This is a genomic window from Moraxella canis, assembly GCF_034424565.1.
GTDB lineage: Bacteria > Pseudomonadota > Gammaproteobacteria > Pseudomonadales > Moraxellaceae > Moraxella > Moraxella canis.
In genome coordinates this window covers 943103-958034 of sequence record NZ_CP139961.1, presented here as the reverse complement: position 1 = coordinate 958034, position 14932 = coordinate 943103, and the positions used below count along the sequence as shown (strand labels likewise).

Annotated in this window: 14 protein-coding genes and 2 tRNA genes; 5 read left to right on the top strand and 11 right to left on the bottom strand. The window is 47.6% G+C overall.

The genetic code is table 11. From position 1 onward, the window contains the following. Nucleotides 1–7: 7 nt before the first annotated feature. On the bottom strand, nt 8–1081 hold the full coding sequence (locus U0021_RS04330) for a YjgN family protein (protein ID WP_327037555.1): 1074 nt from the start codon (nt 1079–1081) through the stop codon (nt 8–10). 367 nt (nt 1082–1448) lie between these two features. Next, nucleotides 1449–3287, bottom strand: a complete 1839-nt coding sequence (gene glmS, locus U0021_RS04325) for a glutamine--fructose-6-phosphate transaminase (isomerizing) (RefSeq protein WP_114800732.1) — start codon at nt 3285–3287, stop codon at nt 1449–1451. Nucleotides 3288–3536: 249 nt separating this feature from the next. Here glmS and hslO point away from each other — a divergent pair, with 249 nt between their 5' ends. Then, a complete protein-coding gene (gene hslO, locus U0021_RS04320; RefSeq protein ID WP_114800733.1) occupies nt 3537–4445 on the top strand; it encodes an Hsp33 family molecular chaperone HslO in 909 nt (302 codons plus the stop codon). A 55-nt stretch (nt 4446–4500) separates the two neighbouring features. On the opposite strand, the gene U0021_RS04315 is transcribed toward hslO, so the two are convergent. From U0021_RS04315 to hisF, 5 genes are all read right to left on the bottom strand, one after another. Beyond that, nucleotides 4501–5076: a phosphatidylglycerophosphatase A family protein gene (locus U0021_RS04315; RefSeq protein ID WP_114800734.1), complete on the bottom strand. Its 576-nt coding sequence runs from the start codon at nt 5074–5076 to the stop codon at nt 4501–4503. 51 nt (nt 5077–5127) lie between these two features. Beyond that, nucleotides 5128–6066: a thiamine-phosphate kinase gene (thiL, locus tag U0021_RS04310; protein WP_114800735.1), complete on the bottom strand. Its 939-nt coding sequence runs from the start codon at nt 6064–6066 to the stop codon at nt 5128–5130. Nucleotides 6067–6072: 6 nt separating this feature from the next. Beyond that, nucleotides 6073–6615 carry a transcription antitermination factor NusB gene (gene nusB / locus U0021_RS04305; RefSeq protein WP_114800736.1) on the bottom strand — a complete coding sequence of 181 codons (543 nt, stop codon included), beginning with the start codon at nt 6613–6615 and terminating at the stop codon, nt 6073–6075. A gap of 186 nt (nt 6616–6801) precedes the next feature. Then, a complete protein-coding gene (gene ribH, locus U0021_RS04300) occupies nt 6802–7296 on the bottom strand; it encodes a 6,7-dimethyl-8-ribityllumazine synthase (protein WP_049235667.1) in 495 nt (164 codons plus the stop codon). Nucleotides 7297–7409: 113 nt separating this feature from the next. Beyond that, a complete protein-coding gene (hisF, locus tag U0021_RS04295; protein WP_064611063.1) occupies nt 7410–8183 on the bottom strand; it encodes an imidazole glycerol phosphate synthase subunit HisF in 774 nt (257 codons plus the stop codon). Between the two features lie 199 nt (nt 8184–8382). On the opposite strand from hisF, the gene U0021_RS04290 reads away from it, so the two are divergent. Genes U0021_RS04290 through U0021_RS04275 form a run of 4 tightly spaced genes read left to right on the top strand, consistent with a single transcriptional unit; the run spans nt 8383 to nt 12150 of the window. Beyond that, nucleotides 8383–9384, top strand: a complete 1002-nt coding sequence (locus U0021_RS04290) for a homoserine kinase (RefSeq protein WP_114800737.1) — start codon at nt 8383–8385, stop codon at nt 9382–9384. 46 nt (nt 9385–9430) lie between these two features. After that, the gene (locus tag U0021_RS04285; RefSeq protein ID WP_114800738.1) at nt 9431–10339 is read left to right on the top strand and encodes an AEC family transporter; all 909 of its coding nucleotides are present in this window, start codon (nt 9431–9433) and stop codon (nt 10337–10339) included. A 39-nt stretch (nt 10340–10378) separates the two neighbouring features. Continuing rightward, a complete protein-coding gene (locus tag U0021_RS04280) occupies nt 10379–11263 on the top strand; it encodes a class II glutamine amidotransferase (protein ID WP_114800739.1) in 885 nt (294 codons plus the stop codon). Next, nucleotides 11260–12150, top strand: coding sequence for a DUF3025 domain-containing protein (locus tag U0021_RS04275; RefSeq protein ID WP_114800740.1), 891 nt, complete (start codon nt 11260–11262; stop codon nt 12148–12150). The genes U0021_RS04280 and U0021_RS04275 overlap by 4 nt, the downstream gene beginning before the upstream one ends. Nucleotides 12151–12189: 39 nt before the next feature. On the opposite strand, the gene U0021_RS04270 is transcribed toward U0021_RS04275, so the two are convergent. The 4 genes from U0021_RS04270 to gltX all read right to left on the bottom strand — a co-directional run bounded on the left by U0021_RS04270 (nt 12190) and on the right by gltX (nt 14859). Next, entirely contained in the window at nt 12190–12870 is a 681-nt protein-coding gene (locus U0021_RS04270) for a metal-dependent hydrolase (protein WP_078256018.1), read from the bottom strand. A gap of 109 nt (nt 12871–12979) precedes the next feature. After that, nucleotides 12980–13055: transfer RNA gene (locus tag U0021_RS04265), tRNA-Glu, on the bottom strand. 96 nt (nt 13056–13151) lie between these two features. After that, nucleotides 13152–13227, bottom strand: a tRNA-Ala gene (locus U0021_RS04260). Nucleotides 13228–13362: 135 nt separating this feature from the next. Then, nucleotides 13363–14859, bottom strand: coding sequence for a glutamate--tRNA ligase (gene gltX / locus U0021_RS04255; protein ID WP_114800667.1), 1497 nt, complete (start codon nt 14857–14859; stop codon nt 13363–13365). Between the last annotated feature and the right edge of the window lie 73 nt (nt 14860–14932).

The window sequence follows — 14932 nt, the reverse complement described above, 5'->3', positions numbered from 1 at the left end:
ATTGTGATTACCATGAAATGTCAAAATCAAACACATCGCCAATTTCTTCTCCAAGCGGTGAGACATTGTCTGGGCTAGGCGTGGTCATCTGTGTAAAGTCGTCATAAGCAATCAAGCGAAGCGTGTGGGTTTTATAACGGTGAATGCGTACCGCTGCCCAAGGGTGAAGCAGCCCAAGGCTAAATATGATGGCGATGTAGTTGGTCAGTTGGATGAGTGCAAATTTTAAAGGGCTAAAATCTATCAGCTCAAATTCGTTATCCCCCAAGGTCAGATGACGCCAAATCGCCTGATGGATATAGCCTTGCATGAGTGGCACTATCAGCAGCATACAAAGATAGAACACCCCAATCATCACTAAAAAAGCAGAGCCCATGACCACATCGTTGTCTTGACCGACTGTGCCTGCCCCCGCAAAAAACACCCCACCCACGATGGCAATGACAAGTAGCAACAATATCGGCAGCAGCGTCGCTTTATAAAAATCCCAAATGCTGGCATGAAACCCAAAATTTAATTGCCCAAAATAGGTGTTGTCAAATTGATAGCGTTTAAACAGCCACCATACCAAAGGTGCAAGCAGACCGCCACTGATGGGAATGAGTATGACGCTAGCAATTAAAATCAGATACGCCGAGCCTAGCGAGCCTTCAAAGGCAAAGCGAACATTGTTGTACTGGCTGTTTCTTGCCCGAAATCGCATGGTAGAACGCACAATCCAGGGTATCACCATAAAGATAATCAAAGAGCCCATCGCTGCGATTTCAGGCGAAAACTGCCCAAACACAGCAATCACCAAATAAATGCCAAGGGCGATGAGACGCCCAACCAAGATACGCTTGGGATTTGCAGTAAAATCAAATACTTGCCCATCAATCTGTGTATGACCATAAAAATAACGAAGCCTGCGTACTTTTGCCCAAGGGGAATAAAACCCAAGCGTGATGATGGTCAGCACCAAATTGACAATCCAAATTTTAAAATACCCCATGCCCGTACCATGAAAATAAAAATCATGCACGTCAGGTGCTTGCTGATAAGAATGATGGCGATTAAGTGGTGGGGGCGTGGTGTGAGTCATAATACAAATAATTTTTAAAATGATAATATTTCGCCATTGTATCAAAAATGTAGTAAAAATAAAATATTCTTTATCTTGGTAAGGGTTCTATTGTCAAATGGCTGATCACTGCGGCTTGGAAGATTTGGGATGATTGATCTAGATCATCTTGATAAAGTATATTTAAAAGTTGAATTTGTCGTCTTTTGATGATTGAAAATATCAATGATATATTAAAAATTTTGTTAGTTATATAAAAAAGCCAACCTTGCTAAAGGTGATCTCTTTAGCAAGGAAGCTTGATTAAAAATAAGATGATTTAGCACCAAAGCTCAAGTGTAGGCGAGTAATTAGGTATCATACTCAATCGACGCTTGAGCTGGTTTGATTATTCAACTGTCACGGATTTGGCAAGGTTTCTTGGCTTGTCAACATCAGTGCCGCGCACAAGCGCCACATGATAAGACAGTAGCTGCACAGCGATCGTATGCACAATCGGCGATAAAATGCCGATGTGACGTGGTGTGCGAATCACATGGATGCCTTCGCTTGCGGTGTAATCGCTGTCCAAATCTGACAATACAAACAGCTCGCCGCCGCGCGCGCTTACTTCCTGCATGTTGGCTTTGACTTTATCAAGCATTCCATCATTAGGCGAGATCACGACCACGGGCATATTTTCATCGACCAAAGCCAGCGGTCCGTGCTTAAGCTCCCCAGCAGGATAAGCTTCAGCGTGGATATAAGTCAGCTCTTTTAATTTGAGTGCCCCTTCGAGAGCGATCGGATAATGGATGCCACGACCCAAAAACAGCGCACTGGGTTTATTGGCAAAGCTTTGTGCCCATGACGCAAGCTGCGGCTCTAGATTAAGCGCATGCTGGATACTGCCTGGCAGTAGACGCAAATCCTCGGCGTAGTTTTGCGCTTGTGATTCATCGACATGACCGCGCATGATGCCCAAGGTTACCGCAAGACCAAATAACACCACCAACTGCGTGGTAAATGCCTTGGTCGATGCCACACCGATCTCAGCACCGGCACGAGTGAAGATGGCAAGCGTGCTTGCGCGCGGCAGGGCAGATTCCATCACATTGCAGATCGATAAGCTGTAGCGATGACCTTGCGCCATGGCGTATTTAAGTGCTTCCATGGTATCCAGCGTCTCGCCTGACTGACTGATGGTGATAATCAGCTCATTGGGATCTGCGATCACATCACGGTAGCGGTACTCACTTGCGATCTCGACATCACAGCGAATCTTGGCGATGCTCTCAAGCCAATATTTGCTGGTCAATGCAGCATAATATGATGTGCCGCATGCCAAAATTTTGATGCTTTGGATTTTGGCAAAAATTTCAGGCGCGTCTTCACCGAAGTTATCGGCAATGAATCCGCCTTCTAAGAAAATCTCAGCGGTATCAGAAACTGCGCGTGGCTGCTCGTTGATTTCTTTTTGCATGAAGTGGCTGTATGGACCAAGCTCAAGCGACGCCAAAGACATCTCTGAAGTCTTGATGACGCGGTCGGCTTCATTGCCGTCTTTGTCAAGCAGCTTTTGGATGCCATCGGCTTGGAGTAGGGCGATGTCACCATCTTCTAGATACGTTACGCGGCGTGTAAAGGCAATGACTGCTGAGACATCAGATGCAATGAATACTTCATCATCACCGAATGCCACTAATAACGGACAGCCCATGCGTGCAATCACCATCTGATCTGGCGCATCATTGGCGATCACGGCAATGGCATAAGCGCCATGAAAGCGTGTGCATGCTGTTTGCACCGCTCGATACAGATCGCCGCCATTGGTGGTGTATTCTTGATGGATACTATGAGCGATCACTTCGGTATCGGTTTGGGATTCAAACTCATAGCCTAAACCCTCAAGGCGACTACGCTCTGCCTCAAAATTTTCGATGATGCCATTATGCACCACTGAGATCAGCCCTGCAGAGATATGCGGATGCGCATTGGGCTTGGTCACACCGCCATGTGTCGCCCAGCGCGTGTGACCGATGCCAGTCAGACCATAAATTTCTTTTTTCTTGGCGGCTTCTTCCATGAGCGCCACCCGCCCCACACGGCGTACGCGGCGAATGCCTTCATCGGTCTGCACAGCGATGCCTGATGAGTCATAGCCGCGATACTCTAGGCGTTTTAGCCCGTCTGTCAAAAAATCTACCACATTGTGATGCGTACGAATGGCACCAACGATACCGCACATAAGCTGTTCCTTAGTATCAAATTAAAAAATTAGCAATCAATGACACTGCCATGCCCCAAATCGTTAAGCAAAACAGTAGATGAAAATTGTCATCAATCCGATAAATTATAGCACATCAGATAGGGTCAAGATGTTGTTTTTTGATAAACAAACTGGCGGATATTTTGAATCAAGGTTTGGGTGATGTGGCAATTGCAAATGATCAATTGATCCCCATATTAGCCTAAATACACCAAAAACGGACATAATATGACAGCCCAAACTTTGCACGACTACCGCCAACGGTTTTTTATTGATGACTCGGTGGTGCGTGGCGATGTGGTGAAGCTCACCGACGCTTATCAGACGGTCATCGCCCAAAAAGAGTATCCTACTGCCATCAAAGCGCTGCTTGGCGAGATGCTTGTTTCGGCAAGCTTATTGATCAGCACGCTAAAGATAGACGGCAAATTATCCATTCAGCTACAAAGCTCTGATCCGAACGCTCGCCTTAGTTGGGCGATGGCGGAGTGTGATCACACTGGCGCTGTGCGAGGCTTAGCTGGCTTTGATGCCACAGGTGATCATGATGCAGTGTGGCAGCGCCTAACAACCAGTGATGAAGCCTTCGGTGAGCTTGGCAAAGGCGTGCTGTTCATCAGCATCCATCCTGAAAAAGGAGAGGCGTATCAAGGCATTGTTGAGCGAGTCAGTGACAATTTGGGGGAGTGTTTGGCGCATTACCAAAAGCAGTCTGCCCAAATCCCAACCATTATTAAGCTTGCCACTAATGATACGACCGCAGGCGGTGTTTTGGTGCAGCTGCTGCCCCAAAGCGATGCTGACAAAGAGGCTGACCCTGATTTATGGGATCGCTTAACGGCGCTCACCGATACGCTAAAGGCGGATGAGATCACCGATTTGGATGCCAACGAAATTTTGTATCGGTTATATCATGAAGAAGAAGTGGTGTTGCCAAGTCTTGCGCCGCTGCATTTTTCGTGTACTTGCTCAAGCGAAAAAAGCGAAGGCGCCATCTTGCAGCTGGGCTATGACGAAGCCAAGCAGGCGGTGACGGCACATGGCGGAGCGCTGACACTGGACTGCGGTTTTTGTGGTAGGACGTATCGATTTGATGATCAAGCGGTGGATCGCTTATTTGCAGATGCTCAAGCCTAAGTGCTCAACTTTCAAAGATTCCAAACCGACACCCACAAATTGCTTGGGTGTCGGTTTATAAAATAAAGCTATAAATCACAATCACCGTGATGATCCCTGCCATCACGCCTGCCAAAATATCATCCAGCATGATACCAAAGCCGCCAGACACTTGCTTATCTGCCCAAGAAATCGGAAAAGGCTTGATGACATCGAACAGGCGAAACAATACAAACCCAAGCCCAAACAGCCAAGCCATCAGTGAGGTATCACCATATAAACCCTTTAATAAGTCCATGTGATGCAGCACAAACAAAGTCGGCAAAAGCGTCAGCCACATGCCCACCCACTCATCCCACACAATGTGCGGGTCGTCATGCACATTCATCAGCTTAGAAGTTGTCTCACAAATATAATGCCCAAGCAGCAGGCCCAATGCGGTAGTCAGTACCAGCGCCCAAGCCCCAACTGCCAGCAGTAGCAGGGCGACCACTAAACCACCAACAGTGCCCCATGTGCCAGGCGCACGCTGCGGCAGTCCAGAACCAAGCCCAATGCCAAGCCAGTAGATCAATTTTTCTTGGCTGTTTGCGCTTGGCGGGCAGGGCGGGCAGGGATTGGCTTGATGGATATTGGGCTTTTGCTGTGTCATGAGTGTGGTTATTTAATGAGTTGATATGAGTGATTGACTGCTAATTAATGGCTAAAAATGCTGCCAACCTTTGATGGGGATTTCGACCGGCTCATGATGGTGCATCAAGGTTAGACCTTGAGCGTCAATAATCTTACCAATCGGATAAATCGCCAAGTCAGGAAAATCTCTTTGAAATGCCATAAAACGATCAGGCGATAAGGTAAAGCACAGCTGATAATCATCGCCACCATTTAATATATGCTGCCATTTTGACTGATTGGGCAACTCATGTAAGAGCGCATCAGTGGGAATTTTATCCAAATCCAGCCTTGCACCCACGCCGCTGGCACTCAGAATGTGCCCAAGATCTTGCCCAAGCCCATCTGAGATATCTATCATCGCCGAGGCATAGCCACGCAGCGCCTGCCCAAGAAGCACCTGCGGTGTCGGATAGTCAAGCGCTGATCGCAACGGCGTATCATTACCTTTTAAAATGTCTGACAAAGCAAAACTTGCCAAGCCGATCTTACCGCTCACGCAGATGAGATCGCCGGATTTTGCCCCTTGTCTTTTGATCGCCTGACCTTGGGGGATAAATCCAAGCGCCGTCACCGTCACCGCCAGAACATCACTGCCAGTGGTGTCACCGCCAATCAGCTCCACCCCAAATGGCTGACACGCTGCTTTGATGCCTTGAGCAAAATCGTGACAAAATGCATCATTGGCAAGATGATCTGGCAAAGAGACGCCCATCAAAATCGCATAAGGCGTTGCCCCCATTGCTGCAAGATCGGATAAATTGACCGCTACCGATTTATAGCCAATGGCGTGGGGCGAGGTCGTGTGCGGAAAATGCCTGCCTGCCACCAAAGTATCCAAACAGCTGACCAATTCACTACCTTCGGGGAGTTGGCTGATGGCACAATCATCACCAATGCCTAAGATGGTATTGGCGTGGGACGGTGTAGCGCTGCCAAAATGACGATAGATTAAGGAAAATTCAGACATTTTGAGCTATTGATCGTCTGTAGGCACTGAGCCTTTGGCTTTGGTGGCATTGACTTCTAAGCTGCGCGCTTGTTTGGCGTATTTATCCAACACCGCATTAATCAGCTTATGGGCATCGGTTGCGCCAAAATGCGTGTTTAGCTGCATCGCTTCATCAAGGACGACTTTATAAGGAATGTGTAGGCTGTATTTAAGCTCATAAGCGCCGATCAATAAGATCGCTTGTTCGACAGTGTCCAGCGATCCAAAACCACGGTCAAGATGGCTTGAGATATCAGCAATCAATTCATCCACAAGCTCAGGAATGCGGCGCATCATTTCATGATAATAGCCCAAATGCACCGTGTGCATGGCATTGTCAGCGCGAGTGCGTGCGACGATGGCGTGCGGCTCATTACCGCCGGCAAGCGCACGATCGATTTTGTTTAGGCGATAGTCTGTCGTGAGCCACTCATACAGACCTTGAAGGACAAATCTGCGTGCCTTACGCACAGCAGTGTGAGAGGTTTTGTAGCCTTGTTCGGCAAGAAGAATGTCATGATCAGTCATAATGTTCCTAGCTTTAGAGTGCTTTGGCAAAGATAGTCATATCATAAAATAAAACTTGCCAAAGTCCAAGATGAATTGATTGTTAAATAGTATTGGAAAAATCCAAAAGCACACCGCATAAGTGTGCTTCAGTGGTCAGCTAAATGGTGAATGCCATAAACGCTCAATCAGTCATGGCGTTTGAGATCATAGTGCTTTTAGCACAGAGACCATCTCAAGCGCAGTCATCGCCGCTTCATAGCCTTTATTGCCTGCTTTTGTGCCGGCGCGCTCAATGGTTTGCTCGATGTTTTCGGTGGTTAAGATGCCATTAATCACAGGGATATTGTGATGTAGCGCCACATGACTTAAGCCTTTAGCAGACTCACTGGCGACGATGTCAAAATGCGGCGTCGCACCGCGGATGATGGCACCGAGCACTACGATGGCGTCATATTTTTCAGACAGTGCCAGACGCTTGGCGACCAATGGCAGCTCAAAGGCGCCAGGCACACGCACCACATCAATGTTCTCGCCGGCGACGCCATGGCGCACCAAAGCGTCTAGCGCGCCTTCAACCAAGCTTTCAACCAAAAAGCCATTAAAGCGACCAACAGCGATGCCGATGCGTACTTTTTTATTACTGTCTAGCGCGCCTTCGATATGGGTGATGGCGGCTTTTTGTGCGGTATAAGTTGTCATAAGATGCCCTTAAATAAACGGTGTATTTTGCTTGTTATTCCGCCTATTTTACCACAATTTACCCAAAAATTTGCCCAGTTTATAAAATACTTCGCGATCACCACGCAGTCAGCTCAAATCGGACGGATGGGAATGCCTTGGGCTGCCATATATGCTTTGGCTTGTTGAATGGTATAATCGCCAAAGTGAAAAATGCTCGCTGCGAGCACTGCATCGGCTTTGCCTTTTAGGACGCCGTCGGCTAAGTGCTGTAAATTACCCACGCCGCCTGAGGCGATGACAGGGATATTGACCAAATCACTGATGGTGCGTGTCAATAACAAATCATAGCCTTGGCGCGTGCCATCGCCGTCCATGCTTGTCACCAACAGCTCGCCTGCACCGCGCTCGGTCATCTGCACCGCCCACTCGATGGCGTCGATGCCTGTGGCTTTGCGTCCGCCGTGCGTAAAAATCTCAAAACCAATACTGCCATCAGCTTTGGTAACGCGTTTGGCGTCGATCGACACCACGATGCACTGACTGCCAAACCGTGCGGCGGCATCATTGACCAAGTCAGGATTGGTGATGGCGGCAGAATTGATCCCAACCTTATCGGCGCCTGCATTGAGTAGATTGCGGATGTCTTCGATCTTACGCACCCCACCGCCGACCGTCAGCGGAATAAAAATTGAGCGAGCGATTTTTTCGACCATATCATAGGTGGTGTCTCTGCCATCTGAGGTCGCTGTGATGTCCAAAAAAGTAATCTCATCGGCGCCTTGGTCATTGTAGCGCTTGGAGACTTCAACAGGGTCGCCTGCGTCTTTGATGTCCACAAAATTCACGCCTTTGACGACGCGACCATTTTCGACATCTAGGCAGGGGATGAGGCGTTTGGCTAACATGAGTATCCTTTACTGTAAGCTAAGCAAGATGCCAAGCATTATAGCAAGTTTTGCCAAATTTTGTACATGATTTGGGCGCACCAAGCTTGCCAAAGATCGAAAAATGCCGTCATCATTCTTTAATAAATTGAGAAAAATTTTATCGCAACTGCCTTAAAATCCATTACAATACAGTTTTTATTTTGCGTTAGGATTGCTCATGTCTGTCTATACTCACTTATCCGATGATGAATTTTTTGCTTTTTGTGGTCTGTTTGGGGTCAAGTTTCGCCGCGCCATTCCGATTGTTCAAGGCATCAAAAACTCAAATTGGTTCATCCAAACCGACAGTGATGAAGGCGATGAGTTTAGCTATGTGTTCACCCTGTACGAAGAGCGCGTCCCTGATGATATCATCAAGATGGCGACCATCATGCACACACTCAAGGACAGATTGCCCATCGCAGCGCCGCTCATCAAGATGACCGCCAAGGGCAATCACATCGGCGAAGACTGTGTAATGCGCTATGAAAATAAAGCCATCTTAATCGTCCCAAAGCTGTCAGGCAGCCATCCTGCGCTGACAGATGCCGCCATGTGTCATGAGATGGGCAAGGCTTTAGCCACTTTGCACGACACCTTGACAAGCTTACAGCCGAGCGAAGACTACGGCGTGCCGCTGTATGACTGGGCGCGTGTCAAGGCGCGCGAGACGGCATTTATGCCGACCGATGAAGCCAAGCTCATGCATGACATTTGGGAAGCGCACGCAAATCTGCCCCAAGCGTTGCCCAAAGGCTTATGCCATTTGGATTTATTTGCTGATAATACGCTGTGGGATTTTTCAGGGGATGCTGCCAAATTGACAGGGCTTTTGGACTTTACCGAAGTCTCCACCGAGTATTATTTGATGGACATCGCCATCACGATCAATGATTTTTGTACCACATGGGGCACCGCTAATGATGGCGAGAGCGTGAATTTTGATACCCAAAAAATGACCGCCTTTATCGAAGGCTATCAAAGCGTGCGTGCTTTGACCTCAGCAGAAAAAGACGCCTTGCCTGTCATGTTGGCTTATAGTGCGACGATCTTTTGGCTTTTGCGTCTCAATGTCATTCACTATAACCGAGAGCAAGGGCGCACAGGCGATGACATCATGGTCAAAAATCCTGATCTGATGAAGCGCTTGGCGGCGTATCACTGGGGCAGGGTGGCTTGATGATAAGTAGGCAAGGATGGCGGCAGTGGTGATGGATAACTAAAAAATGTTTGCACCCATTATTAACAGTCTGATACCACTCAGCTTGTGCATTGCAACAGGCTATCTGATGAATGCGCGCAAGTTTTTGAGCCTAAAAACTTGGCAGCAGCTGGATAAGCTGAATTATTATGTGCTCTTTCCTGCGCTGCTGTTTTTAAATCTTGCAACTGCGCAGATGGATTTGGCTCAATTTTCGTTAGCAATCACAGTGGTGCTCTCGGTGCTGCTTGGGGTGAGCGCTGCTATTTTTATTGCTTATGTGGTGTTTAAAATTCACAGCGATCATATTGGCGTCTATATTCAAAGTGCCATTCGTTTTAATACTTATGTGGGTTTGGCGCTGGTGGCATCACTGTTTGATGAGCTTGGGATGGTGCTATTTTCGCTCATCATTGCGCTGTTTATTCCGCTGATTAATGTCATCTCGGTGATTTCGCTCACGCTCAAACAAGGCTTTGATATGCGTGTGCTTATCATGAATTTGCTCAAAAATCCATTGATCGTCGCTTGTATATTGGCGATGGCTTTTAATGTCTCGCCGCTCAATTTGGCGGTGGGGATTGAGCAGTTTTTGCGTCAATTGGCATCGGCAAGCTTGCCTTTGGGGCTTTTGTGCATTGGGGCGGCGCTTCAGTTTAGATTAAATGCAGGTGAATTTAGCGTCATTGTGGCAAATAGCCTGATTCGCTTGATGGGTGTGCCGCTGCTTGCGTATGGGCTTTGTACTTTGGTGGGGCTTGATGGGATTGATCGGCAAATTATCACCCTGTTTTTTGCGCTGCCCACCGCACCGACGGCGTATTCACTGACCCAAGCTTTGGGCGGTAATCACTTGCTCATGGCGAACATCATCAGTATGCAGACGCTGCTTGCGATGCTAAGCTTGCCTGTGATTTTGTGGCTTGTGCTATAATGCCGACTTATTTTATCATCGATTTATGAAGAGATTCTCATGTGTCAACTGCTTGGAATGAACTGTAATACGCCCACCGACATTGGCTTTAGCTTTGCAGGATTTAGAAAGCGCAGCGGACTGACCGACCATCACGAAGATGGCTTTGGGATTGCGTTTTTTGAGCGGACGGCGTCAGGCGATATTGGACTTCGTCAGTTTCATGATGATAAGCCAAGCCATCTGTCACCTGTGGCAGATTTGGTGAATCAGTATCCGATTCGAGCGATGAATGTGATTGCTCATATCCGTAAGGCGACCACAGGCGGTCATGGGCTTGCTAATATTCATCCGTTTGTGCGCGAAGTTTGGGGCGAGCAGTGGGCATTTGCGCATAATGGACAGATGACCGACAGCTTTATTCGCCGCACCCAAAGGCTTATGAATAATGGCAATGCAGAGCACTATGCGCCTGTCGGCACCACAGACAGCGAGCTTGCTTTTTGTTATCTGCTCAATCGCCTTAAGGCAACTTTTAAAACCCGTCCAACTGATGAGATGTTGTTTGCGTTTTTGACGGCGCAGTGCCGATATTTGGCGGCAAATGGGCTGTTTAACTGCCTGATTTCTAATGGCAATTGGCAATTGGCGTATGCAGGCAGCTTGCTATTTTATTTGACACGCAAAGCGCCATTTGGCGAAGCTAAGCTGTCAGATGGTGAGATGACGGTGAATTTTAGCGATGTGACCACCGATAAGGACAAAGTGACGATCTTGGTGACCATTCCTTTGACTGATAATGAAAAATGGCAGCAGATGGCGGTGGATGAGTGTCTGGTTTTTCAAGATGGTGAAGTGGTTTTCAAAGATACCCCAAGCAAAAAAACTTATCTAAGCATTGAAGAAGGTGTGGCGCTCGCGCGCAGTGTGGGAGCCAGCGTGTGAAAGACGCTCAAGACATTGCTCAAGCTGATTTGGGTTTTTGGCAAAGTTTTCAACACATCAACCAAACAGCGCCCCATCTTGCGCCTTATCGCAAGATCCATGCAGCATTTGCCACGAGTTATCAAGGCGGTCATCTGTCGGCATGGCTCAACGAGTATTTTTCTTCAAACGGCATTGTGCCATATTTGCATGGCACAAATACGCCGCTTCAATTCACCGCTCAAGACGATCTGCCACACGGCACGGCATACGAAGCATATATCCATCAGACCGCCAAAATCCCCACGCGTGATAATCTGCATGACTGGTTTGGGGCGTGTGTATGGTCGGTATTTGCCAAGTCAAAGGCGCTACTCAATGCCAAGCACATCGCCTATGATGACGATCAAAACAGTGGCAATGGTCGTAGCCGTGTGCGCGATACCATCACCGTTTTTGATGAAAATGGTGCCATCGTGGCGGTGAGCCAAGATGCCATCGGCGCGCAGATTGGTAGTGCTTTGGCGGCATTTGATTGGCAAAACTGCTTGGTCAAAACGCGCCAATATTGGGATCATCTGGCATCGAAAGATACGCATGCCAAAGTGTTCATCTTTGGGCATGCGCTGCTTGAACAACTGATATCGCCTTATAAATCTTTATGCGCTCACACGCTCATCTTACATGTGCCTCAGGCGTTTTTTGGGCTGTCGCAGCTTGAGCAGTTAAAGCATATTGACGAGATGCTTTGTGAACAACTCAATGACTTTTTGGTGGCAGGTGTGACCCCAAGGCAGCTGCACCCTTTACCCATCTTAGGTGTGCCGCATTTTTGGGATAATGCCGATCCAGGTTTTTATCAAGACGCCTTTGTTTTTCGTACAGGGCGCAAAAACTCTAAGCGCTGACGAGCATCTGGTTCATAAGTTAGGTAATGTGAGCACCGATCACCAAGTGCTGCCCACGCGCATCAGCGCTCGCACAAAGTCAGTTGATGGCGGCGCCAGATAAATCAGCGCCAAGATGGTCATATACAAGCACGCATAACCCACAGGTTTTTTCATTTCAAAAAATTTAAAGGCAGTGCCTGCGGATTTTTTGAGCTTTAAGCCATAAATATTGACGCTATAAATTTCATCTAAGATCAAATGAATCAGCGCGCCAATGAACAACACAGCGCCAAACAGCCAGCTGACAAATGCCGTTAATTTGAGCCCATAAAACGCCCCACAAACTACCATGAGCGCAAAGATAGCCATATAAGGCACCGAATGCACCATGCCACGATGCACCGTCAAGCGGCTAAATGTCTCAAACAGCCCAAGTCGCAACAGCAAAAATGCACCTGCCCACAAAATCAAAGAATCAATCAACAGCTTGTCGGCGTGATAGCGATTGGCATATAAAATGGTGATCAGCGTTGAGATGACCAATGAGGCGATCAAAAAGCCTTGAGAGGCAGGCTTTGAGTGATCAAGATCAATGTCAGGCAGCAGGCTACCTAATGTCCCAACAGCCAGACAAAGCACGGCGGTCGTCAAGCCATATAATTCAAAATAAAAACCAGCCGCCGCGATGATGGCGCTGCCAACAACCCCAGCGGTGAGATGTGTGTGAAAATTTGCCATAGTTTAATATAAACTGTGCTTTAAGCAAAATTATAAAGCAAAAATAGATCAACAAAAAAGCCAGTCATGCGATCAGACTGGCTATTTGCTTCTTTTTCAAGAAAGATATTGGCATCCCATAGGGGATTCGAACCCCTGTTACCGCCGTGAAAGGGCGGTGTCCTAGGCCTCTAGACGAATGGGACGCAAAGGGTTTTGCTTTTGCAAAATAGAATGTAAGAAAATGCCTAGGTGCTTACATTCTTGTATTAACACTTTCTGATGTTCTTGACGTCAGAATTTGGTGGAGCTAAGCGGAGTCGAACCGCTGACCCCTTGCATGCCATGCAAGTGCTCTACCAACTGAGCTATAGCCCCGTGCTAATGAGAGCGTATTATACAGAATAAATTTTAGCCGTCAAGCATTTTTTTTGAAAAATTTTCAAAAAATATCGCCGCCTGTGCTGCGACATAAAATCGGTCAAATCATTGCTACGGCACAGGCTTAAGCGTTTAGGCTAAAAAATCTGGCAAAGATTGATTTTTCTCTTCTAGTTTTTTGAGCTTTTTCTTGCCAAGTCCGCCGAGCACCTCACACGCATGACGCAGACGCGCCAAAGTCATATCCGCACCGATAATGTACATGGAATTCATGACGGGTGTGCTTGAAGTTGAGCCTGCGATCGCCACAAAGAACGGCTGCATAAAGTCTTTTAATTTGATGTCAAAATGCGCCGCCAAGCCTTTTAGGGTTTGATAAATGTTCTCTTCGCTCCAAACAGGCAGGCTTTCTAGTTGCCAAGTTGCCAAATATAAAATTTCCAACAGCTGCTCATGATCTAGGCTTTTATGCGCAAAATCTTCGGCTGTGATGGCGGGCAGATTTTGGAAATAAAACCCTGCCCAATTGACCGCATCGGATAGCAGATTAATGCGTGGCTGAATGGCACGAACGATGGCGGTGAGCTTGTCATCATCGCTTGCCCAGGTCAAAATCTTTGCCTTGAGATCATCAACGCTCATAGCGCGCAGATATTCGCCGTTTAGCCAATACAGCTTTTCGATATCAAATACCGGCCCACCTAGCGATACGCGCTGAATGTCAAAGCTTTCAATCATCTCATCTAAGGTGAATTTTTCTTGCTCATTTGGCAAGCTATAACCCATGCGACCCAGATAATTCATCAATGCTTCTGGCAGTACGCCAGCATCGCGGTAGTAGGTGATTGAGGTTGGGTTTTTGCGCTTGGACAGCTTAGATTTATCAGGGTTTCTCAGTAGTGGCATGTGGCACAGTGTCGGCATCTGCCAACCAAAATATTCATACAATAGCTGATGCTTGGGCGCCGAAGGCAGCCACTCTTCGCCGCGCAGCACATGAGTGATCTCCATCAGATGATCATCAACCACATTGGCAAGATGATAAGTTGGCAAGCCATCCGTTTTTAGGAGTACTTGCATGTCCACCTGCTCCCAAGGGATGATGACTTCACCGCGCAGCATATCATGGATAACGCACACACCTTCAGAAGGGACGCGCATACGAATCACATACGGTTTGCCTTGGGCGACCAATGCATCTGACTCTTCTCGGGATAACTTGGCATAGCGTCCGTCATATTTGACCGGCAAGCCTGCCGCCATCTGCGCTTCTCGCATGGCGTCAAGCTCTTCGGGTGTACAAAAGCAGCGAAACGCATGACCATCATCTAGAAGCTTTTCGGCATATTTTTTATAAATATCGGAGCGCTCAGACTGACGATAGGGCGCGTGTGGACCGCCCACATCTGGACCTTCTGCCCAAGATAGCCCAACCCACTTTAGCGCATCCAAAATCATTTTTTCAGATTGTTCGGTGGAGCGAGCTTGGTCGGTATCTTCAATGCGTAGGATAAACTCTCCGCCCATGGATTTGGCAAAGGCTAAATTAAATAAGGCGATATAAGCGGTGCCCACATGAGGAAAGCCAGTTGGGCTTGGTGCGATTCGGGTGCGTACAGGTCGTGTCATAATTTTCTCTAAAGGTGTCAATGGGGGTGATAAATGATTTATGCTATGATAACAAATCGCCACAATTTTTGGT

Bases quoted from the DNA above. Each gene is read 5' to 3' on its own strand.
- U0021_RS04330 (WP_327037555.1), bottom strand. From the start codon at position 1,081: ATGACTCACACCACGCCCCCACCACTTAATCGCCATCATTCTTATCAG.
- glmS (WP_114800732.1), bottom strand. From the start codon at position 3,287: ATGTGCGGTATCGTTGGTGCCATTCGTACGCATCACAATGTGGTAGAT.
- hslO (WP_114800733.1), top strand. From the start codon at position 3,537: ATGACAGCCCAAACTTTGCACGACTACCGCCAACGGTTTTTTATTGAT.
- U0021_RS04315 (WP_114800734.1), bottom strand. From the start codon at position 5,076: ATGACACAGCAAAAGCCCAATATCCATCAAGCCAATCCCTGCCCGCCC.
- thiL (WP_114800735.1), bottom strand. From the start codon at position 6,066: ATGTCTGAATTTTCCTTAATCTATCGTCATTTTGGCAGCGCTACACCG.
- nusB (WP_114800736.1), bottom strand. From the start codon at position 6,615: ATGACTGATCATGACATTCTTCTTGCCGAACAAGGCTACAAAACCTCT.
- ribH (WP_049235667.1), bottom strand. From the start codon at position 7,296: ATGACAACTTATACCGCACAAAAAGCCGCCATCACCCATATCGAAGGC.
- hisF (WP_064611063.1), bottom strand. From the start codon at position 8,183: ATGTTAGCCAAACGCCTCATCCCCTGCCTAGATGTCGAAAATGGTCGC.
- U0021_RS04290 (WP_114800737.1), top strand. From the start codon at position 8,383: ATGTCTGTCTATACTCACTTATCCGATGATGAATTTTTTGCTTTTTGT.
- U0021_RS04285 (WP_114800738.1), top strand. From the start codon at position 9,431: ATGTTTGCACCCATTATTAACAGTCTGATACCACTCAGCTTGTGCATT.
- U0021_RS04280 (WP_114800739.1), top strand. From the start codon at position 10,379: ATGTGTCAACTGCTTGGAATGAACTGTAATACGCCCACCGACATTGGC.
- U0021_RS04270 (WP_078256018.1), bottom strand. From the start codon at position 12,870: ATGGCAAATTTTCACACACATCTCACCGCTGGGGTTGTTGGCAGCGCC.
- gltX (WP_114800667.1), bottom strand. From the start codon at position 14,859: ATGACACGACCTGTACGCACCCGAATCGCACCAAGCCCAACTGGCTTT.